At 68.2% G+C, this 21,728-nt stretch carries 23 protein-coding genes; 6 read left to right on the top strand and 17 right to left on the bottom strand.

The genetic code is table 11. The annotated features are described in order from the left end of the window. The first annotated feature begins 5 nt into the window (after window positions 1-5). Window positions 6-512 carry a MarR family winged helix-turn-helix transcriptional regulator gene (locus E5679_RS13760; RefSeq protein WP_171042389.1) on the top strand — a complete coding sequence of 169 codons (507 nt, stop codon included), beginning with the start codon at window positions 6-8 and terminating at the stop codon, window positions 510-512. 72 nt (window positions 513-584) lie between these two features. Here E5679_RS13760 and E5679_RS13755 read toward each other — a convergent pair whose 3' ends face one another. Together E5679_RS13755 and E5679_RS13750 are read right to left on the bottom strand one after the other, a co-directional pair. Continuing rightward, complete coding sequence (locus E5679_RS13755; protein WP_138416817.1) at window positions 585-1,850, bottom strand: MFS transporter; 1,266 nt, start codon at window positions 1,848-1,850, stop codon at window positions 585-587. Then, complete coding sequence (locus E5679_RS13750; RefSeq protein ID WP_138416814.1) at window positions 1,837-2,754, bottom strand: LysR family transcriptional regulator; 918 nt, start codon at window positions 2,752-2,754, stop codon at window positions 1,837-1,839. Before E5679_RS13750 ends, E5679_RS13755 begins: the two co-directional genes overlap by 14 nt. A gap of 94 nt (window positions 2,755-2,848) precedes the next feature. Here E5679_RS13750 and E5679_RS13745 point away from each other — a divergent pair, with 94 nt between their 5' ends. Further along, complete coding sequence (locus E5679_RS13745; RefSeq protein ID WP_138416812.1) at window positions 2,849-4,084, top strand: MFS transporter; 1,236 nt, start codon at window positions 2,849-2,851, stop codon at window positions 4,082-4,084. Here E5679_RS13745 and E5679_RS13740 read toward each other — a convergent pair. The 5 genes from E5679_RS13740 to E5679_RS13720 form a co-directional block, all read right to left on the bottom strand. After that, window positions 4,081-4,689, bottom strand: coding sequence for a hypothetical protein (locus tag E5679_RS13740; RefSeq protein ID WP_138416810.1), 609 nt, complete (start codon window positions 4,687-4,689; stop codon window positions 4,081-4,083). The genes E5679_RS13745 and E5679_RS13740 overlap by 4 nt on opposite strands. Window positions 4,690-4,772: 83 nt before the next feature. Continuing rightward, window positions 4,773-5,522, bottom strand: coding sequence for an SDR family oxidoreductase (locus E5679_RS13735; RefSeq protein WP_138416808.1), 750 nt, complete (start codon window positions 5,520-5,522; stop codon window positions 4,773-4,775). A gap of 43 nt (window positions 5,523-5,565) precedes the next feature. Further along, entirely contained in the window at window positions 5,566-6,579 is a 1,014-nt protein-coding gene (locus tag E5679_RS13730) for a 5-oxoprolinase subunit C family protein (protein ID WP_138416806.1), read from the bottom strand. Then, a complete protein-coding gene (locus E5679_RS13725; RefSeq protein ID WP_138416804.1) occupies window positions 6,576-7,304 on the bottom strand; it encodes a 5-oxoprolinase subunit B family protein in 729 nt (242 codons plus the stop codon). The genes E5679_RS13730 and E5679_RS13725 overlap by 4 nt, the downstream gene beginning before the upstream one ends. A gap of 1 nt (window position 7,305) precedes the next feature. Continuing rightward, a complete protein-coding gene (locus E5679_RS13720) occupies window positions 7,306-8,103 on the bottom strand; it encodes a LamB/YcsF family protein (protein WP_138416986.1) in 798 nt (265 codons plus the stop codon). A gap of 446 nt (window positions 8,104-8,549) precedes the next feature. On the opposite strand from E5679_RS13720, the gene E5679_RS13715 reads away from it, so the two are divergent. Next, entirely contained in the window at window positions 8,550-9,479 is a 930-nt protein-coding gene (locus E5679_RS13715) for a LysR substrate-binding domain-containing protein (protein WP_138416802.1), read from the top strand. 206 nt (window positions 9,480-9,685) lie between these two features. Continuing rightward, window positions 9,686-9,862 carry a hypothetical protein gene (locus E5679_RS13710; RefSeq protein WP_249336134.1) on the top strand — a complete coding sequence of 59 codons (177 nt, stop codon included), beginning with the start codon at window positions 9,686-9,688 and terminating at the stop codon, window positions 9,860-9,862. Window positions 9,863-10,112: 250 nt separating this feature from the next. On the opposite strand, the gene E5679_RS13705 is transcribed toward E5679_RS13710, so the two are convergent. Further along, a complete protein-coding gene (locus E5679_RS13705) occupies window positions 10,113-10,796 on the bottom strand; it encodes a 4-carboxy-4-hydroxy-2-oxoadipate aldolase/oxaloacetate decarboxylase (protein WP_249336133.1) in 684 nt (227 codons plus the stop codon). Window positions 10,797-10,819: 23 nt separating this feature from the next. Next, on the bottom strand, window positions 10,820-12,028 hold the full coding sequence (locus E5679_RS13700) for an aspartate transaminase (RefSeq protein ID WP_138416797.1): 1,209 nt from the start codon (window positions 12,026-12,028) through the stop codon (window positions 10,820-10,822). A 199-nt stretch (window positions 12,029-12,227) separates the two neighbouring features. Between E5679_RS13700 and E5679_RS13695 the strand changes: the two genes are divergently transcribed. Together E5679_RS13695 and E5679_RS13690 are read left to right on the top strand one after the other, a co-directional pair. Next, the gene (locus E5679_RS13695; RefSeq protein WP_171042388.1) at window positions 12,228-13,013 is read left to right on the top strand and encodes an IclR family transcriptional regulator; all 786 of its coding nucleotides are present in this window, start codon (window positions 12,228-12,230) and stop codon (window positions 13,011-13,013) included. A 41-nt stretch (window positions 13,014-13,054) separates the two neighbouring features. Beyond that, window positions 13,055-14,107: an L-idonate 5-dehydrogenase gene (locus tag E5679_RS13690; RefSeq protein WP_138416793.1), complete on the top strand. Its 1,053-nt coding sequence runs from the start codon at window positions 13,055-13,057 to the stop codon at window positions 14,105-14,107. On the opposite strand, the gene E5679_RS13685 is transcribed toward E5679_RS13690, so the two are convergent. The 8 genes from E5679_RS13685 to E5679_RS13650 all read right to left on the bottom strand — a co-directional run bounded on the left by E5679_RS13685 (window position 14,108) and on the right by E5679_RS13650 (window position 21,700). Further along, entirely contained in the window at window positions 14,108-15,148 is a 1,041-nt protein-coding gene (locus tag E5679_RS13685; protein ID WP_138416791.1) for an NAD(P)-dependent alcohol dehydrogenase, read from the bottom strand. A gap of 66 nt (window positions 15,149-15,214) precedes the next feature. Next, window positions 15,215-16,372, bottom strand: a complete 1,158-nt coding sequence (locus tag E5679_RS13680) for a pyridoxal phosphate-dependent aminotransferase (RefSeq protein ID WP_138416789.1) — start codon at window positions 16,370-16,372, stop codon at window positions 15,215-15,217. Between the two features lie 13 nt (window positions 16,373-16,385). After that, on the bottom strand, window positions 16,386-17,285 hold the full coding sequence (locus E5679_RS13675; RefSeq protein WP_138416787.1) for an NAD(P)-dependent oxidoreductase: 900 nt from the start codon (window positions 17,283-17,285) through the stop codon (window positions 16,386-16,388). Beyond that, a complete protein-coding gene (locus tag E5679_RS13670; protein WP_138416786.1) occupies window positions 17,263-18,060 on the bottom strand; it encodes an aldo/keto reductase in 798 nt (265 codons plus the stop codon). Before E5679_RS13670 ends, E5679_RS13675 begins: the two co-directional genes overlap by 23 nt. Before the next feature lie 43 nt (window positions 18,061-18,103). Further along, window positions 18,104-19,228 (bottom strand): M24 family metallopeptidase, encoded by a 1,125-nt coding sequence (locus tag E5679_RS13665; protein ID WP_138416784.1) that lies wholly within the window; start codon window positions 19,226-19,228, stop codon window positions 18,104-18,106. Window positions 19,229-19,257: 29 nt separating this feature from the next. After that, window positions 19,258-19,935 (bottom strand): 4-carboxy-4-hydroxy-2-oxoadipate aldolase/oxaloacetate decarboxylase, encoded by a 678-nt coding sequence (locus E5679_RS13660; RefSeq protein WP_138416782.1) that lies wholly within the window; start codon window positions 19,933-19,935, stop codon window positions 19,258-19,260. Then, window positions 19,932-20,981, bottom strand: coding sequence for a 5-oxoprolinase subunit C family protein (locus tag E5679_RS13655; RefSeq protein ID WP_138416780.1), 1,050 nt, complete (start codon window positions 20,979-20,981; stop codon window positions 19,932-19,934). Before E5679_RS13655 ends, E5679_RS13660 begins: the two co-directional genes overlap by 4 nt. Further along, entirely contained in the window at window positions 20,978-21,700 is a 723-nt protein-coding gene (locus tag E5679_RS13650) for a 5-oxoprolinase subunit B family protein (RefSeq protein ID WP_138416778.1), read from the bottom strand. The genes E5679_RS13655 and E5679_RS13650 overlap by 4 nt, the downstream gene beginning before the upstream one ends. Window positions 21,701-21,728: the final 28 nt, after the last annotated feature.

Raw genomic sequence — 21,728 nt, 5'->3', positions numbered from 1 at the left:
TCGGCGTGCCAGACGAGCCCCAGAACGCCGACGCAAGCCGTGATGCGCTGCGCTCCTCCCCGGGGTTCGCGCTCCTCTTCCTCCTCCAGAAGTTCACCACTGAGGCCGAGAGGTACTCCGAGACAGTGCGGCGCAAGCACGGGCTTGCAAGGAATGACATCCACGCCATCAACGCTGTGGTCGAGGCCGACCGCGCCGGAGTCGCCACCACGCCCGGCGAGCTGCGCGAGCGGCTCGTGCTCAGCTCCGCGGCGATGACGGCGGTGCTCGACCGGTTGGAGGCATCCGGCCATCTGGAACGTGAGCACAGCTCGGAGGACCGGCGCCAAGTGCTGCTCAAGTCGACGCCGAGCGCCCGGGCCACGGGGCGCGAGATGTTCGACCCCATGGTCCAGCACATGCTGCCCATCCTCGCCGACTACACGCCCGAGCAGCTCGCCCTCGTCACCGAGCTGATCTCGAAGCTGACCGGCGCCATCACCGAGGCCCGCGACGGGCTCGAGGCGGACTGAGCACCCCCCCGCCGACGTCGGGCCCTGTGCCGCCGAGGTCGGGTCCTGTGCCGCCGACGTCGGGGCCGCCAGCTACTGCGCGGAAAGCTCAGACCGCCGCGAACTACGCCCGGCGTGCGGCACGTACCGAGGCGTGAAGCGCGCCAGAAGCCCGGCGCCGAACAGCGCCAGGACCCCGATGGCGGCGCTCGCGATGGGGAGCGACGCGACTGCGGTCAGCAGGGACACGAGAAGCGGCGCGGAGGCCTGTCCGCCGTCGCTCGCGAAGCGCCACGCGCTGAGGAACGGCGCGGGGTGAGGCGACGGCGCGAGGTCGGCGCCGAGCGTCATGACGATGCCGCTGCCGAGGCCGTTCGCCACGGACAGCACCAGCACGATCCCCACGAACCAGGAGACACGGGCCGAGACGTCGTGGACAAAGGCGAGGGCGAGGAAGCCGCTCCCGAGCCCGAGCATGCAGGGCAGCACGCTCCACAGCCGTCCCCACCGGTCCATAATGTGACCGCTCGTGTAGAAGAGGGCAAATTCGACGCCACCTGCAACACCGATGATGAGCGCCGTCGAGGCCTCGTCGAGCCCGATGCTGAGGGCCCACAGGGGAAGCAGCGTGGTGCGCGCCGCGCGGGCCGCCCCGACGAGCCCAGCTCCCGTGCCCATGCGGACCAGAACGGATCGATGCGACCAGATGGCCTTGAAGAGCCCGTGATGCGGGGCTGTGGGGCGAGGGGAGGATGACCCGGCAGGGCCAGAGGACTCCGCGATCCGCTCGGGATCGGGAAGGAGGAGCAGCGCCACGATGGCGGTGGCGCAGGCCGCGGCGAAGATCCAGAACGCGGACTGCGGCGTCCCGGTGGCGCTGATGACGGCGGACGCGATGAGCGGGCCGATGAACCACCCGCCGCGGAACACGCCGCCCAGGCTCGAGAGGGCGCGGGCCCGGTAGCGCAGCGGAACGTGCGTGGTCATGAAGGCGTGGCGTGCGAGGCCGAACACGGCCGTCGCGATGCCGATGAACAGCACGCCCACGAGCAGCACCCACGGGTTCGGGGCCAGCATGCACACCACGAGCCCCACGAGCGCGACGGCCGCGGCGATGATCATCGACCTGCGCTCGCCGAGGCGGGAGACGACCGCCCCGCTGGGGATGTCGCCCACGAGTGTTCCGACCATGACCATGGATGCGACGAGTCCCGCGACGGCGAGCGTCGCTCCCAGATTGTGCGCGGCGAGCGGAATGACGGGCAGAATCGCGCCCTCGCCGGTCGAGAACAGCAGCGCCGGTAGGAACACGGGCAGGGCGACGGACCGGAGACGAAACGGGGGTTCAGCGCTTTTCATGGCGTTTCAACCCTACGCCTGCGCCCTGTGATGCCGCTTCTTCGAAAGCGCGGACGACGACGGACTCCGCCTGAGTGGGTGGGCGCGCCGACGAGCGGGCAAGCTGCATGCGCCACTCGAGCCGCGTGGGAATCGACCATACGCTGTCATCGGCCGACGTGAGTGCGGACGCAGCCACGAACGCGACGCCAAAGCCCCGGCTAACGAGCTCGACGGCCATTTCGAAGCCGACGACCTCGGTCTGCACCGTCCGCTCCGCGCCCGCGGCCGCGAAGGCAGCCTCGACCACCATCCGGTTTCCCCAGCCTTCGGGGAAGTCGATGAACCTCTCGTCCGCGAGGTCCTCGAGCCGGATCTGGGTGGCGCCCGCGAGCCGATGCTCCTTGGGGCAGATGAAGACGATCGGTTCTGTGTGCAGGGGCGTGAGCGCGATCCCGGGCACGCTCTCGGCGGGCGAGGCGACGATCGCCAGGTCCAGGACGCCCGACCGGACGTTCTCGAGGCTTGAACGGGTGCCGGCTGTGGTCTGCCGCAGTTTCACGACCACGCCGGGGTGCTGCTCGCTGAGTCGACTCAGCACCGACACTGTGTCGATGGGACCCACGTGCGTGAGTGTTCCGAGGACCACAGTCCCACGCACTACGTCGTGAACGGCATCGACGGCGTCCCGGGCAGCTTCCGTCTGGGCCAGGATGGAGCGCGCGTGCGGAAGGAGCGCCTCGCCCTCGGGCGTGAGCCGGATCCGCCTGCCGTACCGCACAAAGAGCTCGGCCCCGAGTTCCTTCTCCAGCTGTCGCACGGCGGCAGAGACGGCGGATTGCACTACGTGGAGGTTCCGTGCGCCGGCGGTGAAGCTCAGCGCGTCCGCGACCGCCACAAAGTACTCGAGCTGATGCAGCTGCACGGAACTCAGTGTGGCAGAACTATCGCGAATGGCGATGGATGCGAGCAAAAAACACTGTTGGACGTGATGGGATGGCACCATCGAAACTGGCACCATGACCACCTCGAGCGTCAGCCGCCCACGACCCCTGCCAACCCCTTCTGCCACACATCACCGCGGGTTCTGGATCGTCACCGCGGTCTTCGCCGCCACGATGGCCTACGCGACGGTGCCCACCCCGCTCTACGTCATCTATCAGCGGCAGCAGGGATTCAGCGCGTTCATGATCACCGTGATCTTCGCGGCCTATGCGCTCGGCGTTGTGGTGAGCCTGCTGCTCGCAGGGCACCTTTCGGACAGAGTGGGACGACGGCGGATGGCGGCGGCCGCCGTCGTCCTCAATGTGCTCTCAGCACTGGTCTTCATCGTGTGGCCCGCGCTGCCGGGCCTCCTGGTGGGCCGCCTCCTGAGCGGGCTGGGCATCGGCATGCTGACGGCGACGGCGACCGCGCACCTCACCGAGCTGCACCGCGCCGCGCGGCCAGGGGCCGGGCAGCGGCGTGCGGAGGTCGTCTCGACGGCGGCGAACATCGGCGGGCTGGGCCTTGGACCTCTCGCGAGCGGCCTGCTCGCCGAGTATGCGCCGCAGCCGCTCCTCACGCCGTATGCCGCGTTCGCGATCGTGCTGGTCATCGGGACGCTGCTGCTTGCGAGGGTGCCCGAGACGGTGCGGCCTTTGAGCCGGGAATGGACATACAGGCCGCAGCGGATCGCTGTCCCGAGGTCCGAGCGAGGCCGCTTCGGTGCCGCGCTGATGCTCGGATTCGTGGGGTTCGCGATGTTCGGCTTCTTCACGTCGCTGGCGCCGCAGTTCGTCTCGGGCCAGCTGGGCATCCACTCGTTCGTGGTCTCGGGAGCGCTTGCCTTCGCCGTTTTCGCGGCTTCCGCTGTCGCCCAGATGTTCTCTGCGCGTCTCGCGGCCAAGGTTCAGGAGGTTCTCGGCACGGTCCTGCTGGGGGCGGGTCTGGTGCTTGTCGTCGTCGCCATCGTCGCGACAGTCCTACCGATGCTCGTGGCTGGGGGAATCCTAGCCGGAGCTGGGGTCGGCGTGACGTTCAAGTTCGCCATCGGTTCGGTCCTGCGGATCGCGCCGGAGGAGTCGAAGGGCGAGACCCTTGCCGGACTCTTCCTCGGCGGCTACTTCGGGATGTCCGTGCCGGTCATGCTCCTGGGCCTGGTCCTCCAGGTTCTGCCGCTCGGGGCCTCCGCGGCGTTGTTCGGCGCCGCCGTGCTCGTTCTTCTTGTGGTGGCGACCGTGGTGTCCCGTCGAACGCGTCTTGCCGCGGCCTAGTCCAACCTCCTGACGGCCCCTGACTTCGCCCGGCGCAGGCCACGTAAGTGCTCATGCACACTTTCAGGGGAGATTCCCGCGAGGGAGGCGAGCTGAGTCTCGTTGGTGAAGCCCAGGCGGAAAGCGCCGGTCACGAGCGCGCCCAGCTGATTCTCGAGGGAGGCACGGCTTGCGACGGCGGACTCGAGATCGACGGCGGTCTTCCGGAGGGCGCGCAGATGCTCGTCCGGGGAGCATGCGGCGAGGGGTCCGCCGTCGAACACTGCGCCGTCGAACACCCTGCCGTCGAACACCCTGCCGTCGAACATCGTGCCGTCGGACGCCGCGTCGCTGAATGCCAGGTCGCTGAATGCCAGCGCGATCCCGCGCACCCTCGGCACGGTCTCACCCACAGCGGCGGCGACGGTCGAGATGCGGACGCCGTCGGCGACGGCCCGCGCCACCAGCTCGTTGCGTGAAGCGGTGAGCGTGCGGATGCGGGCGCGGTGTTGGCTCAGCAGCTGGCGGTGGGCTGCGAGGGCCTGGAGGACTTTCTCCCGCGAAGCGTGGCCCCCACCGGCGCGGTCTTCAGTGGCTCTGTGCTGGTAGCGGCGGGTCTCGCGCACGGGTCTGACTCCTTCGCAGGAAAGTGCTGCCGGCCACGGAGTCCCGTGGCCGGCAGCGTTGGCATGGTGTTGCCGCCGAGAACTCAGCGGCGGTCGAAGGTCAGGCCGCCCGGAACCTGGAAGGTCGGCATGATCTCGATCATGCCCACGTTGACGTGCCGCGGGGTCTCGATCGCGTAGTCGATGGCGTCGACGATGTCGGCGGTCGTCAGCGACTCGTAGCCCTCATAGAACGTCTTCCAGGCCTCTTCCATGGCCTCCGGGGTACCGCCCATGTTGCGGCCGAAGATCTCAGTCTCCACGCGGCCCGGGCAGACCTCGGTCACGCGGATGCGCTTGCCCACCGTGTCATTGCGCAGCTGGCGCGAGATCTGGTGCACGGCCGCCTTCGTGGCGTGGTAGGCCGTGTGGCCGTAGAAGTTGTACACGCCGGCGATCGAGCTGATGTTCACAATGTGGCCGAGGTCCCGCTCGACCATGCCCGGCAGCAGGATCCGGGTCAACTGAAGCAGCCCGCGGAGGTTGACGTCGATGATCTCGTCGAGGTCCGCCTCCGAGGAGTCCAGGATGTTGCCCGGGCGGGACACCCCGGCGCAGTTGATGAGGACATCGATCTCGAGGCCGCCCAGCTCGGCGGCGACAGCCGCGGTGTCCGTGAGGTCCAGGGCGTGCGCCACAGCTCCGGTGCGGTCCGCGAGCTCCTTGAGGCGCTCCTCGTTGCGCGCGACGGCGTGGACGGTCAGGCCGCGCTTGGTGAGCAGCTCGGCGATGGCTGCACCCATGCCGGTCGAGGCGCCGGTGACGAGGGCGGTCTTGTAATCAGTGAAGGGCATGTGAATCTCCAGGGGTTAGAGCGTTGAAAACAGTCGGATGAGGTCAGCCGCACGCGGCTGCCGGCACTTCGTGCCAGTGGGCGGGTCCTCCGATGCCCAAGAGGTTGAAGACGGAGGAGACGGACTCCCGGAGGGTTTCGAGCTGTTGCATCGAGCGCCGGTACGCGGCCGTGGCCTCAGCTACCGTCGTCCTCCTGAACCGCACCTTGTCGCCCGGGCGGGCCTGGGCCAGAACATCGAGTCCGAGGCTCGTGGCGACGGCGAGCACCGGATATCCGGCGGTCACCCCGCGGCCGCGGTGAATCACCAGAAGCTCCTCCCGCGAGGGGACTTCGACGGCGCCGACGGGCACCCCGCGGGAGAGGACTTCGCCCGTCGTCGTCCGTTCCGGCAGGTCGCCGCCCAGCCGCAGGCCAATGTGATTGCTCCGCGGGCTCACGGTGTATTCGGAGCTGAAGAGCAGGTTCGCCGACTCGCCGAACTCGTCGTAGTCCGGGCCGTCGGTCACTTCCACAACGTGGTCGTGCGCAGTCCGCGGCCGCGCGACGCCCAGGCGGAAGAGCGGCATGTCCATGTACGGATGGCGGATCGGCGGGACGCTGCGGAGGGTCTCGAGGCAGTCGCCGTCCCGGAGCTTGTGGCCGAAGCCGACGACCGTGTCCGGCGCGCAGCTGCCGAGCAGGAACGGCACCTCGACCGAGCCGTGCACGGCCACGTAGGCCCGGAGGCCGCCGTGGATGCCACGGACGGCGACCGTCTCGCCAGCGCGGACCGAGACCGGCTCCCACTGCGTGCATTCCCGGCCGCCAACGGTGAGGGTCAGCGGGGCGCCGGTCACGGCGATCAGGAGGTCCGCCGTCGTCGTCATCCTGAAATCGAGCCCGGTGAGCTCGAACAGCGGCGCGTTCTCGGGGTTGCCTGCGAGGATGTTCGCGGCCTTCGCGGAGTACTGGTCCAGCGCGCCATTGACGGGGAGGCCGTAGTGCGGGCCGCGGAAGCGCCCGAGGTCGGTGACCACCGAGTTGCCGGCCTGCTGGATGAGGATCGTGCCGCTCATCGTCCCGCCTCCATCAGGTGCCCCGCGAAGTCGGCGAACTCGCCCTCCGGAATCTGCCGGAACCGGAGGATGTCCCCGGGCTTGTAGGGCACGAGCGGATCGCGATGGATGTCCAGGAGCGTGAGCGGGGTCTGGCCGATGACCTGCCATCCGCCTGGTGCAACCGCGGGGGCGATGACGGCCTGCCGGCCGGCCACGGAGACGGCACCTGCGGGGACGCTCAGGCGGGGATCCTTGAGCCGCGGGACCGGCAGCGGGAAGGCGGGGCCGTCCATCATGGGCGAGCCGGCCGGGGCGCCGAGGCAGCGGACCACGTAGGTCTTGGACGAGTGCAGTCGGATGATGTCCTCGACCGAGAGCCCCTCATGCTGGGCGACCGCCTCGAGGTCGGGACCATACGCTCCCCCGTACACCACGGGGACGTCGAACTCGCGTGGTGCGGCGCCGTCGTCGGCCGCCAGGGCCAGCTGCCGCAGGCCGAGGCCGACGAAGGCACGGACCTGCTGTGCGGACACAGCGAGGACATCGAATTCCACGAGGACCGAATCATAGGTGGGAACCGCGCCATGCAGGCCTTCCGCACCGCAGGCCTCGAGCCACTCCGCGAGGTGGTGGACGGTTGACCAGTCCCGCTCGGCGTCGCCGGAGGTGGCGACGACGCGCAGGGCCGCATCGCCGGATTCGAAGACCTGCACCGGCGCAGGGGAGAAGGGGGAGACGGACATCTCAGGCCGCCGGAGACTTGGTCTGTTCGGCGTGCTTGGCGGCGATGACGTCGGCGAGGGGAGCGATCTGGACTCCCGCGGCGGTGAGTTCGCTGCGGATGAGGCGCGCGAGATCGACGGCGCCGGGGTTGTCCCCGTGCAGAAGCACCGTGTCTGCCGCGATGTCGAGATCGGTGCCGGCGACCGTGGCGATCTTGCCTTCCACGACCATACGCACCGTTCGCTCGACGATCTCCTTCGGGTCATGGAGCACGGCACCCGGGAGGCCTCGCGGCACGAGGGTGCCGTCGGCCTGATAGGCGCGGTCCACGATGCCCACGAGCCCCACGCGGAGTCCGCGCTCCCGCGCGGCCGTGGCGAGTTCGCCCTCCTGGGCAACCACGATGAGGTTCTTGTCGAAGCCCGCGGCGGCATCGGCGACGGCGGCGGCGTAGTCGGGGCGGACGGCCACCAGATTGCCGAGGCGGCCGTGCGGCGCGATGTGGGAGACCTTGGTCCCGTGAAGGGCGGCAAACCCCGAGAGCGCGCCGAGCTGGTAGACGACGTCGTTGCGCACCTCGTCCTCGCTGAGGTCCATCGCCCGGCGGCCGAATCCGCGGAGGTCCGGGAAGCTCGGGTGGGCTCCGATGCCCACGCCGCGGCGCACGCATTCGGCAACCGTGGAATTCATGATGTCCGGGTCACCGGCGTGGAACCCACATGCGATATTGGCGCTCGAGACGATTTCGAGCAGTTCCGGATCATTTCCCATCCGGTAAGCGCCGAATCCTTCTCCGAGATCTGCCACGAGATCGATCATCGGGTTCACGTGTTTCTCTTTTCGTGCTCAGCGGCGGACATTTGCTCCTCATGGATCGTCTCACCGCCGGAACCGCGGGCACAAAGACCTATTGGATGTCACGGGATAGGGGTCCGTTATGACCCGCGGCACAGGCTGCCGGCCCGCGGCGCCCGGCCCAGCAGCAGCCTGTCGCCGCGCCTGCAGAGGACGACGACGGTCGGCGGCTTGGTGGCGGCGGCGCCCCCCCGTGAGCGCCGTGGCCGCCGCGGGCTGCTTCGTGTAAAATCGCACGCACGGTTCTCATGGATCACATTGAATTCTTTCGGGCGTTTTTTCTGGAGGGTCCTGAATCTCTTGCTGAGGCAATCGGATTTCGGAATGGTCTCAGCCCTCAAGCCAGACCGGTTCTGTGTCCCGACATAAGGATCCGCTATGACAGCGGCCTCTGAGAAAGGTAGGAAACGGTGGACACCCGGAAGCTCGAGTACTTCGTGAGGATCGTCGACTCGGGCAGCATCACGAAGGCTGCGGCGGCCCTGCATGTAGCCCAGCCGGCGCTCAGCCAGCAGGTGTCCGCCCTCGAGAAGGAACTCAAGCAGAGGCTTCTCATCCGGAGCAAGCAGGGCGTCGAGCCGACGGCTGCCGGCAATGCCCTCTACCGGCACGCGCAGTCGATCCTTCGCTTGGTGGAGCAGGCCAGGCTGGATGTGGAGAGGTCTGGAGCGGCGCCCTCCGGCCGGGTGGCCATTGCGATGGCACCGTATTGCATGGCCTCGAGTCTTGCTCCTGCCATTGTCCGCGAAGTGGGCCGCCGGTATCCCGACATCACCCTGCACCTGACGGAGATCTTCGGCGGCGTGCTCAGCGACGCCATCAAGAACGGCAGGCTGGACATGGCCCTGATCTACGAGCCGCGGGAAACCAAGGGTCTCCGGTTCACGAGCATGATCCTGGACGAACTCTACGTGGTGGCGAGTCCCGAGGTGGGTCCTGACTTCGACAAGGACGAGCCGATCACTCTTCGCGAAACCTCTGAGCTCCCACTCTTCCTGCCCGAGGACAACCACACGGTCCGGCGGCTCCTCGACAAGGCGTTTGCCGAGCAGGGCCTGACCCTCCGGGTTGCCGGAGAAGTGGAATCCGTGCCGGCGCTGTTCCGGCTCCTCCGCGCGAATCTCGGGGCGACGGTCCTCCCCAGGTCTGCGGCAGATGCTCTCTTCCCGGACGCCGATTTCCGGATGAGGCGCCTCGTCGATCCAGATCTGCACGTGAAGTTCGGGCTGTGCACCGCCGACCACGAGCCGATGTCCGAGGCGGCCTCGGCCGTGCTGATCCTGCTGCGCGAGATGATCAAGAACCAGCTCCTGGCCCGCTACGGGACGGATGCGGCCTGAGGGTCCGCTGCTCGTCTGCAGCTTATCCATAGCGGAGCCTTATCTAGGCACTCGACTTTGATCTTATTCAGCGCCGTATTGTGCTGCCTACCATTGATCTATCAGATCAATTCTTAAGTCAGCGGAAGCCAGCTGACGCAGCGCGAGGAAGCCCTGAAATGAAAAAGATCAGCCACACCAGTTGGAACCTGAGGAAGTCCCATAGCATGATCGTTCGGACAGGCGCCCACTGCCCCATCAATGGCCTCTGGCAGCCCGTTGATTCTTCAGCGGAACCACTTTTCGTCTTCGAGGGAAGCATCATGCCGACCCACGACGGTGGAACTGCGGAATGGCTTCTCGTCGACGCCAAGCGCCGCGTTGCAGAAGGCGCGATCTGGTAAGAATTTCACCGAAGCCATGAGGAGGGCCCCTGAATCGGGGCCCTCCTCATTTGTGCGTTATGCACCCGTGTGCCGGAGTCGAAGTTCCCTTCTCGCGCAGAAGTCACGTTCTCGCGGAGGAGAAGTCCCCTTCTCGCAGAGAAGTCACCGTTGCGGGGACTTCTGCGCGAGAAGGTGACTGCGAATGGGCCCGACCGCGCAAAAACACCCCCGGCCCGAAGACCAGGGGCGCTTTAGCGTAGCTGCGGGCTCAGTCCTCGACCAGGAGGCCCTTCGCCTTGAGCACGTCCGTCAGGTTGCACAGCTCGATCGTCGTGCCACCCGCGTGGTACTGCTTGATGAGCTCGTTCTCCTTGTCGACTCGCGCCTGTGAGAGCGCGATGACCTCCTCGGCCTCGTCGCGCCGCACCACCACGACGCCGTCGGCATCGCCCTTGAGGATGTCACCGGGGTAGATGACCTCGTCGCCGATCACGATCGGGTGGTTGATCGGCCCGAGGGTCTCCTTGACGGTGCCCTTGATCGAGATGCTGCCGGAGAAGACCGGGAGGCCGAGCTCGATGAGGTCCGCTGTGTCGCGGACGCCCGAGTCGGTGACCATGGCAGCGATGCCCTTGGCCTTCATGGCGTTGCCGAGGACGTCGCCGAACGTGCCGGCCTCGGTGAATTCGCCGGCGCCCACGAGGACCACGTCGCCCTCCTGCGCGTAGTGGATGGCCACCTGGAGCATGAGGTTGTCGCGCGGGGCGCAGCGGACGGTGACGGCCGGGCCGCAGAAGGACATCGAGCGGTCAATCGGCTTGATGCGCGAGCTGAGGGCGCCCTTGCGGCCCTGAGCCTCGTGGATCGTCGCCGACGAGAACGCGGAGAGGCGCTTGACGACGTCCGCGTCCGGGCGCTCGAATTTGGTCTTGACGTGAATCATCTGTTCCATGGTTCTCTCTTTTGTGAATCGAATTAGCCCAGGGCGCGGACGGCCTTGTCGATGGCCTCCACCCCGGCCTTGATGGTTTCGAGGGACGTCGCGAAGGAAATGCGGAAATATGGTCCGAGGCCGTAGGCGGAGCCCGGAATCACCGCGACCGATGCGGCGTCGAGGAGGTAGAGAACGAAATCCTGGTCGTTCTCGATCCTTGCGCCCGCCGGCGTGGTCTTCCCGATTGCGCCCTCGCACTTCACGTAGGCGTAGAACGCGCCCTGCGGCGTCTCGCAGGAGAGGCCTTCGACGGCGTTGAGGCCTACGACGGCGGCATCGCGCCGCTCGCGGTACGCCTCCACGCATTCGGCAACGAAGGACTGGTCCCCCGTGAGGGCGGCAGCGGCAGCGGCCTGGCTGATCGAGGACGGGCAGGAGGAGATCTGCGACTGGAGCTTGTTGATCGAGGCGATGAGCGGGGCGGGCCCGACGGCGTAGCCCAGCCGCCAGCCGGTCATCGCGTACGCCTTCGAGACACCGTTGACCACGAGAATACGGTCGCGGAGCTGCGGCGCGGCGGCGACGAGGCTCGTAATCTGTCCCTCACCGAAGTAGATCTCGTCGTAGATCTCGTCGGTCAGGACGAGGACCTGCGGATTCTCTTCGAGGACCGCCGCGAGGGCCTCGAGTTCGGCGCGCGAGTACACGACGCCGGTCGGGTTCGAGGGCGCGTTGAGGATGAGCCACTTCGTGGCGGGTGTGATCGCGGCTGCCAGAGCCTCCGGCGTGAGCTTGAAGCCCACCTCGTCACCGCAGGGGACGATCACGGGCGTGCCGTCGTTGGCCAGCACCATGTCCGGATAGGAGACCCAATACGGGGCCGGGACGATGACCTCGTCGCCTTCGTTGAGCGAGGCCATGAGGGCGGTGAAGATGACCTGCTTCGCGCCACCGGCGATCGTGATCTCGGAGGCGGAGTAGGTCAGCCCGGTCCGGCGCTCGACGTGGCCGAGGATCGCCGCACGAAGCTGAGGGGTGCCCGTCACGGCGGTGTACTTGGTCTCGCTGGCCTCGATGGCGGCAATGGCGGCCCGCTTGACGTGGTCTGGGGTGTCGAAGTCCGGCTCGCCGACCGTGAGGTCGATGATCGACCGTCCCTCTGCCTTGAGCTCGCGGACCCGAGCCGCCGCGAGGACGCTTGCGGACTCCCGGATGCGGGTGACCCGCGAAGCCGGCTGATACTCGGACATGTCTCCTCCAAGTGAGTTGCGGGGAAGTCGTGGACTTCTTTCGACCTTATATAGGCGAAGCGCATTTGGATAAGACGTAGATTGCGTGGGCGGATAAGCACCACTTATGACGGTGAATCAGCAGTTCAGGCTTATCATTGTTGCCAACCCCAGAATTGTCCATCGGATAATTGCATTCTGCGACAAAGGAGTTGAGGAGATGCAGGAACACGCTGACCTGATTGATCGCAGCCCTGCCCCGGCGGTGACCCGTGCGATCGAACTGCTCGAGTTCCTCGCCGCGAATCCCGCTGGCCCCGTGTCCCTCACGGATCTTGCGAAGGGCATCGGAGCCGCGCGCTCGTCCACACGCAATGTGTGCGGTGCGCTCGAGGCGGGCGGGCTGATCCAGCGAAGGGACGGCGGCTATCAGCTGGGCCGGCGGCTCGTTGAGTTCGGAGGAGCCTACCTAGCGTCGTTCGACCAGATCCGTGAGTTCTACCGAGCCTGCGCCGAGTCCCCGCTCCTGGCTCGCGAATTGGTGCAGGTCGCCATTCTGGACGGCGCGGACGTCCTCTATGTGGCCCGCCACGAAGGACGGGCCCCGCTCCAGCTGTCCGCGCGCATCGGCGACCGGTTCCCGGCGGCGCTCACCGCCGTCGGCAATGCCCTGCTGGCGCCATTGAGCGAAGGGGAAATCCGCCAGCGTTTCTCCGGCACCACGGGCTTCGAGGCGCGGACGCCTCGGAGCGTGCGGAATGTCGAGGAACTCATCGAGCAGCTCGCCACGGTGCGCGAGCGCGGGTACGCCATCGACTTCGGCGGCGTGCATCCGGCGGTCACCGGGATCGCAGCCTCCGTGCCCGAGGCGGGTGGATCGCCCAGGTTCGCGGTGGGCGTTTCCCTTATCGCCACCCGTGCCGGCGACGAGGACCTCGCGCGGTACGGCAAGGCCATTCAGACGGTCGCGGCGCAGATCGCCCCGCCCGCCCGTCGAATTGCCTGAGAATTTTTCTCCAGACGAACTCGATAAAGGAAAACAAGAGAATGCAGACAGAAGCCGGCGTTCGCGCCGTCGTCGCCCATGGACGCGATGATCTCCGAGTGGACGTCCTCGCGGAACCCATCCCGGAAAGCGACGAAGCCCTCGTCGCGATCGAATTCGGAGGGATCTGCGGCTCGGATCTCCATTATTGGCTGCACGGCGCGGCGGGGGAGTCGATCCTCAAGGACCCGCTCGTGCTGGGCCACGAGGTCATCGGAAGGGTCGTCCAGTCCGCCGGGGACGGCAGTGGGCCCGCAGAGGGGGTGCGCGTGGCGGTTCATCCTGCCACCCCGGGCCCGGGCAACGGCCCGAGATTCCCCGAGGACCGACCCAACCTCTCGCCCGGCGGAACCTATCTCGGCAGTGCGGCGACCCATCCGCATCGCAACGGAGCCTTCGCTGACGTCGTGGCGCTTCCCTCGCGCATGCTGCGCCCCATCCCCGACAGCCTGGATGCCCGTGCCGCCGCGCTCATCGAGCCGCTGAGCGTCGCGTGGCACGCGATCAAGCAGGCGGGTGACGTGGCCGGAAAGCGCGTCCTCGTCGTCGGCGCCGGTCCGATCGGCGCGCTCGTCGTCGCCGTCCTCGCCCACCACGGCGCGGGCGAGATCGTCGTGACGGATCTCTTCGACGCGCCGCTCGAGCGGGCCAAGGAGCTCGGGGCGAAGCGCACGGTGCTCGCCCCGGAGGCGAGCGAACTCGAGAGCCTGGATGCCGACGTCGTCATCGAATCCTCCGGGAGCGTTCCCGGCCTGCGCACGGCGATCAAGGCGGCGACGCGCGGCGGCCGCGTGGTGATGCTCGGGCTCCTGCCGCCGGGAGACCAGCCGGTGCTGGTCTCCACGGCGATCGCGCGGGAGCTCGAACTCGTCGGCTCGTTCCGCTTCAACAGCGAGATCGACGACGTCATCGCCGCTTTGAGTGCGGGCGAGATCGACCCGTCCGCCGTGGTCACCCACGTGTTCGACGTGGACCAGGCCCTCGAGGCGTTCGGCATCGCCAAGGATTCGGCGACGTCGGGGAAGGTGCTGCTGCGCTTCGGTGGCCAGCGCTAGTCACAGAGTGGACGCGTCGATCACGAACCGGTAGCGCACGTCGCTCGCGACGACGCGCTCCCACGCCTCGTTGATCTTCTCCCCCGGGATGACCTCGACTTCTGCGCCGAGCCCGTGCTCCGCGCAGAAGTCGAGCATCTCTTGGGTCTGCCGGATCCCGCCGTTCTTCGTCCCCACGAGACGCCGTCGCACCCTGTGGAGGGACAGCGGGTGGAACGTCATCGGCTTCTCGGGCAGCCCGGCGATCACGAAGGTGCCGTCGAGCGCGAGCAGCCCCAGATAGGCGTCGAGATCCAGGTCAGCGGAGACTGTGTTGATGATGAGGTCGAAGCGGCCCTTGAGGTCCTCGAAGGCGCTGGCGTCGGAGCTAGCGTAATAGTGGTCCGCGCCGAGTCGGAACGCGTCGTCCTGCTTTTTGAGCGACTGGCTGATCACCGAGACCTCGGCGCCGAGAGCGTGGGCAATCTTGACCCCCATGTGCCCGAGGCCGCCCATGCCGATGATCGCCACCTGCTTGCCCGGCCCGGCGCCCCACATCGCGAGCGGCGAGTACAGCGTGATGCCCGCGCAGAGGAGCGGCGCGGCGACGTCGAGCTCGAGCGCGCCGGGGATCCGCACCACGTAGTTCTCATCGACCGTGATGTGGGTGCTGTAGCCGCCGGCTGTGGGCTTCCCGTCGCGGCCGGTCGAGTTGTAGGTGGGGATGTTCCCCTTGCAGAACTGCTCCTCGCCGTCGCGGCAGGCCTCGCACTCGCGGCAGGAATCGACGAAGCAGCCGACGCCGACCCGGTCGCCGACGGCGTGCTTCGTCACCTCCGAGCCCACCGCCTCGACGACACCCGCGATCTCGTGGCCGACGACGATCGGGTACGCGGGGCTGTTGCCCCACTCGCCGCGGGCGATGTGGATGTCCGAATGGCAGATCCCGGCGAACTTGATGGCGATGAACACCTCGTGTGGGCCGGGTTCCCGACGTTGGATCGTCGTGGGAACGAGCTGACCGGCTGCGGAGGGCAGGGCGTAGGCGTGCGCTGTGGGCATGGACTTCTCCTTGAGGTTCTTGGGTTGCGCGGAAGGGGGCGGCGGGCGGGGCCGAGGGGCGCTGGTCTAGAGATGCGCGAGACCCGCGGCCAGGCGCTTGATGCCCTCGGCGATCTCCTGCTCGCTCGCGGCGTAGGAGAGCCGCAGGTGGTGCTCGCCGTGCGCGCCGAACTCACTGCCGGGCCGGACGGCGACCCCGCCCTCGCGCAGGCGGCCCACGAGCTCGACTGCCTCAATGTCGAAGTCGTAGCGGGGGAACAGGTAGAACGCGCCGTCGGGCGAACTTGCGGTGAGGCCTCTAATGGAGGCGAGGCCCTCCCGCATGAGCGCACGACGACGGCGGTACGCCTCGAGCATTCGCCGCACCTCGGCGTCGCCCTCCTTGAGCGCGGCCAGCGCAGCGTACTGGTTGACGCCGCTCACCGAACCGTTGAACGTCGCATGGAGGCGAGTCGCGGCGGCGACCACGTCGTGCGGGCCCCACACGTAGCCCACTCGCCAGCCCGTCATCGCGTAGCTCTTCGAGAATGTCTGGCAGTAGACGGTGCGACCGCGAAGGGTCGGGACCGAAAGGGCCGACGTGAACGGCTCGGGCGTGTAGACGAGGTCGCTGTACGCCTCGTCGGAGAGCACGAGCGTGTCGGTTCCGGCGAGCATCTCGCCGAGGGCCTCCAATTCGGCGCGCGTGTGCACGATGCCGGTCGGGTTCGACGGGTTGCAGAACACGAACAGCTTCGCGCCCGTGAGCGCCTCCTCGAGCGTGGCGAGGTCCCAGTGGAGGTCCTCGCGCAGCGGGACCGGAACGCACTCGCCGCCGGCCATGCTGATGAGATCTGAATACAGCGAGTAGGTGGGGTCGGGGATGATTACCCTGTCGCCGGGATTGACGACGGCGAGGATCACCGCCGCGAGTCCGGCCGTGCCGCCCTGCGTGACGAGGACGTCCGCGGCCAGCAGCTCCTCGCCTGCTTGCGCCGAGAGCTTCTCGGCGAGGGCCTCCCGGAGGGCGGGCTCGCCGACGAGCGGCGAATAATGCGTCCGCCCCTCGGCCATGGCGCGCTCGGCGGCCTCGCGGATCGGGGCTGGGGTGTCGAAATTCGGCTCGCCCATCGCGAGTGAGACGAGGTCCGCCGTCGACTGCGGCTGCTGGACCCGCCTTGACGTGCTCTCGATGCGCAGGACCGGCTCGGAGGGGCGGAAGGCGAGGTTGAGGTCGGTGGTCATTCAGAGTCTCCTGTCAGGCCCGCGGCGCAGCACGCAGAAGTTCCTGCACCACGGAATGGTCTTTCTCGCCGAGGCCCATGCGCACGGCGGTTTCGAACAGCGAAGTCGTCTCGCGGGTGACCGGCAGCTCCGCTCCGAGCCGGTTTCCCAGGCCGACGGCGTACCGCAGGTCCTTGAGCTGGTTGACCGCGCTTCCGCCGAGGCCGTACTCCCGGTTCAGGAGCTTCTCGGCCTTGAGGTCGAGGACGGCGCTCGCGGCGAGTCCTCCCTTGAGGACGCCCACGAGCTGCTCCTGCGAGAGGCCGGCCCGCCGGGCGAGGTCGAGTGACTCGGCCAACGCCACGAGCGTGCCCGCGACGACAATCTGGTTGCAGAGCTTCGCCGCCGCGCCCGCGCCGGTGGTCCCCATGTTCTGGACTGTCGTCGCGAAGGTCTCCAGGAGCGGTCGGAGTTCCGCGAAATCCTCTGGCTCGGCGCCGACCATGAGGCTCAACGTGCCGGCCTGGGCCCCCGCGTCGCCGCCGCTCATGGGAGCGTCGACTACGCGGATGCCGTGCCGCAGGGCGCGCGCCGCGAGCGAGTGCACCTTGTCCGGCGAGGTGGTGCTCAGCACGAGGAGGTAGCGCGTGCCGCTGCGGGCCCACTGCTCGAGAACGGACGACGGCGTCAGCTCGCTGAGCTGGTCCACGTCCGGGAGCGCTGAGATCACGACGGCGGCGGCGAGGTCGGCGGGGTTCGCCGCGACTTTCGCGAGGCCTCGGAAGGCCTCGGCCTTCTCGGCGGTCCTGTTCCACACCTGGAGTGCATACCCGTGCTCTGCGATGTGCCGGGCGATCGGGGCGCCCATCGGGCCGAGGCCGATGAGGGCTACGGTCTGTCCGCCGGCCGGGTCACTCGAGTTCGCTGAGCCCATCGATGGCCTTCATCTCGTCCTCGGTGAGGGTGAACCGCATGACGTCGAGGTTGCTCAGCATGCGCTCGCGGTGCGCCGACTTGGGGACGACCGCAACGCCGTGCTGCACGTCCCACCGGATGATGACCTGGGTGGGCGTCGCGTCGTGGGCCCGCGCGATCTCGGTCAGCACCGGATCCTCCAGCCGGGCGCTGCGCAGCGGGCTGTGGGCGCCCACCACGATCCCGCGCTCGCGGCACGCCGTGAGGTAGCGCTCGCTGTAGTAGACGGGGCTCCACTGGAGCTGCGCCACCTCGGGGTACTCCCCGGTCTCGCGCTTGAGGGCGTCCAGGAGCCGGAGCTGGTAGTTGCTCACGCCGATCGCGCGCACGAGCCCTTCCTCGCGGGCACGGATGAATTCCTTCCAGGAGCCTGCGCCCGGGCTGCCGCCCGGAGGCCAGTGCATGAGCCACAGGTCCACGTAGTCGGTCCCGAGGGCTTCGAGGCTCTGCTCGAGGGTCTTCCGCTCGAAGCCGACGGCGTCCGGCGGGAGCTTGGTGGTGATGAACAGTTCCTCGCGGGGGATGCTCGTCTGGCGAAGGGCCGCGCCGACGGCGTCCTGGTTCTGGTACCGGGTGGCCGTGTCCACGCTGCGGTAGCCGAGGTCGAGGGCCTGGAGGATTGCGTCGGTGGCCTCCTGCCCGCGGAGCGGGTGGGTCCCGAAACCGATGAGGGGCATCTTCGCCCCTGCGGTCAGGGTGACCGTGGGGGTCGCAGTGGAAAGTGCTGGAGTCATGTGCATTCCCTAACTAGTGCTGCGCCATTTCGTGCAGCGCGATTTAGTGCAGTTCGATCAGGCGGAGCGGAACGATGTTCAGCCGCTCGTTCCCTGTCTCCGTGACGAGGACGGTCGTCTGGAACGCGATGCCCGGACCCTGCTCGCGGGTGATCGCGGTGCGGACCGAGAGGGCCATCCCCGGTTCGAGGACCTCTTCGGAGGTCGCGGAGAGCAGCGGGCGGCCCAAGCCGGTCCCCAGCGAGTAGCCGATGATCGGATCGAGGCGGTCCGGCGAGACAGTTCCCTGAAGGGCCTGCCGGTGGATGGCGAACACCTCGTCGGCGCGGATCCCCGGACGGATTGCGGCGAGGGCGGTCTCCGTCGCATCGGACAGGGCGTCGGCGAGGCTCCGGAGGAGCGGGCCGGGCGTCTCGAAGACGATCGTCGTGCCGGCGGCGCCCGTGTAGTTCTCGCTCAGCGGGTACAGCGCGAACGGGAGCGGCTGGCTCGGATCCAGGACGCCGGTCTCCTCGTGCCTCCCAAGGAGGGTCGCGATGCTCCCCGCCGGGTAATAGCCGGCCCGGGTGACTCCGGCAGCATCCTCGAGGGGGGACCAGAACTCGCCGCCGCCCGCCCGCCGGAGCGAACGGTCAACGTTGCGGACGATCTCGTAGACCCGCAGTTCGGGGGTCATCCTGTCGACGACCGCGGTGTACCCGATGTCGGCCAAGTCGGCCGCGGCACGGAGGCGACGGATTTCGTCGTCGTCCTTGATGCGCATGGCCGCGTCAAGGATCGGCTCGGCAGCGATCGCGCCTTCCCGCAGCGCGCCGCGTTCTGCGGCGACACGAGCCGAGGAGGGGAGGCCGGAGAGATGCATGCGGAGCACCGATTCGCGGCGCTCCTCGGCGTCCTGGCCGAGGGACCAGAAATCGGTGAGCCCCCGGTAGCCGCTTGCCGCGATCTTGGGCTGGTCGGCCTCGGAGGCGAGGAGCGTAGTGTTCCCGCCCGGCCCGAGGACGAGAACCGTTCCGGGGGCTGTGAACGAGCGGATGTTGAGGTCGGCGAGGTAGGCGATGGCGCTCGGGCTCGTGGCCAGGAGCACGTCGGCGCCGGCCGCGTCCATCTGCTCGGCGACGCGCTGGACGCGACGCTGGACTGGGTTGAGGGTCATGGTCGTTGCCATCGGGAATTCTTCCTTTTCCAGTGCTCGAATCAGGCCTCGACCAGGAGTCCCTTGGCCTTGAGCTTCTCGGTCAGGCCGTGGAGTTCGATGACGGTCTTTCCCCCCGCGCGGTGCTGGGCCATGATCTCGGCCTCGTGGTCCTCGCGCTCCTTGCAGATGCGGATGATGTCCTCTGCTTCCTCGGGACGCACGACGACGATCCCGTCGGCGTCGCCCTTGAGGATGTCACCGGGGTTCACGGTCTGGCCGCCGACGGCGATCGGGTAGTTCACCGGGCCGAGCGTCTCCTTGACCGTGCCCTCAATGCAGACCGAGCCCGAGAAGACGGGGAAGCCGAGCTTGATGATCTCGGCGCTGTCGCGGACCCCGGAGTCCGTGACGAAGGCGGCGAGGCCCTTCGACTGGCACGCGGTGGCGAGGACCTCGCCGAACGAACCGGACTGCTCGAGCTCTCCGGCCTCGACGATCACCACATCGCCTGGCTGCGCGTAGGAGATGGCCACCTGGACCATGATGTTGTCGCCCGGCTGAGCCTTGACGGTGAAGGCGGGGCCGCAGAAGGACATGCTGGGGTGGAGAGGCTTGATGCGGTGGGACAGTGCGCCCTTGCGTCCCTGGGCCTCGTGGATGGTGGCGGAGGAGAACGCGCCGAGGCGTTCGACGACGTCGGCCGACGGACGGTCGAAGCGGGTGCGGACGTGGATCACGGGAGCCTGCTTTCTGCTGGTTGTGGTTGTGAAGTGGGAAGCTCGGGTTCTTGGGGCGGTTGAACGGGGTGTCCGACGTCGAATTCCCCCACCCCGTGCGCGGCGAGAGCCTCCCAGCACCGTTCGCGGAGCCGCGTGAGATGCAGGTGCTGGTCGAGCTGACGGAGCGAAGCCTGCTCGAGGGTCGTGGGGCGGAAGCGAACGCGCTGACCGGGCCGTGCCTGGGCCATGGCGTCCAACGCGGGGAGGGTGAGGACCGCGAGCACGGGGTAGCCGGCGGTGACGCCGCGACCCCGGTGGAGGACGAGCAGCTCCTGGGTCGAGGGGACCTCGATCGCGCCGACGGGGACGCCGCGCGAGAGGACCTCGCCCTTCGAGACGCGCTCGGGGAGGTGCCCGGCGAGGCGAAGCCCCACGTGGTTGCTGCGAGGGCTCACAAGGTACGGGCTCTCGAAGAGCCGCGACGCGGTCTGGCCGAACTCCGCGATGTCGGGGCCGTCGGTCACCTCGATGTGCGGCTCCTCCTCGATCGGGGCGGCGATCGGCCCGAGCCGGAGGAGGGGGAGGTCCAGCGAGGGGTTCCGCAGCGGAGCCTGGCTGAGATTGCACGCGAGGCGCTGGCCCTTCTCGAGGCGCAGGCCGAAGCCGATCATGCTGTCCGGGGCGCAGCTGCCCAGCAGCATCGGGACGGTGAAGGAACCGTGGACGGCGAGGTAGCTCCTCAGCCCGACGGCGCCGGGGCTGATCGTGACGATCTGCCCGGTCTCGACGGAGACGGGCGCGTGGTCCGCGACCGTGTACCCGTCGATCCGAATGGTTCCGACGGAGCCGGTGACCGCGATGAGCAGGTCGTTCTCGGCGGCGAAGGAGAACCGGCTCGCGGTGATCTCGAGGAGCGGGGCGCCGTCGTGATTGCCCACGAGGATGTTGGCCACGCGGGCTGAGTACTGGTCGAGCGCGCCGTTCACCGAGAACCCGAGCGGCGGGCCCTGGAATCGGCCGAGGTCGGTGACGACGGTCAGACCCGCTGTGAGGATCAGCATCATGCCACCAGCTCACTGAGCTTGACCCCGACGAGGCCGTCCCACTCGCCGGGCGCGATCGACCTGAAGCGGATCGTGTCGCCGGGGCGGTACGGGACGAGGGTGGCGCTCTCGCGGTCCATCACGTCCACGGGGGAGAGGCCGATGAGGCGCCAGCCGCTCGGGGCCGCGACGGGGCCGACGACGCCCTGGGATCCGGCCACCGAGATCGCGTTCGGCGGCACCCGGAGGCGCGGATCGGGCAGCCTCGGGATCGGCTTCGGGAAGGCTGGGCCGTCGATCATGCAGGAGGCGGCTGGGCCGCCGAGACAGCGCACTACGTATTCCTCGGCCGTGTGCAGGGCGATCACCTCGGCCTCGGTGATGTCGAGGTAGTCGGCGACCCAACCGAGGTCGGGCCCGTGCTCGCCGCCGTAGACCACGGGAAGCGTGAAGCGACGCGCTGTGCGCTCCGGCGCGTTCGGATGGTTGAGGGCGTCGTGGAGGATGTCGTCGAGGACGACATCGAATACGGCCGAGAGCATCTGGAACGTCTGGCGGGATGGATCGAACTCCACGAGGAGGGAGTCGTACGTCGGCACCACGCCATAGACGCCGGGGACCGGGCGTGCGCCGATCCATTCCGCGATCCGATGCACCGCCTCCCACTGATCTTGCGGACCGGCGTCTTCGATGAGGACGCGGAAGGCAGCCTCGCCGCACGGTGCTAATCGGGTTCTCATGCTGGTCTCTTGCAGAAGTTGCGGCAAG

The sequence above is a fragment of the Sinomonas gamaensis genome (assembly GCF_005876955.1).
Taxonomy (GTDB): Bacteria; Actinomycetota; Actinomycetes; order Actinomycetales; family Micrococcaceae; genus Sinomonas; species Sinomonas gamaensis.
Note: the sequence above shows the minus strand (reverse complement) of the source record. Positions and strands in the feature narration are given on the sequence as shown.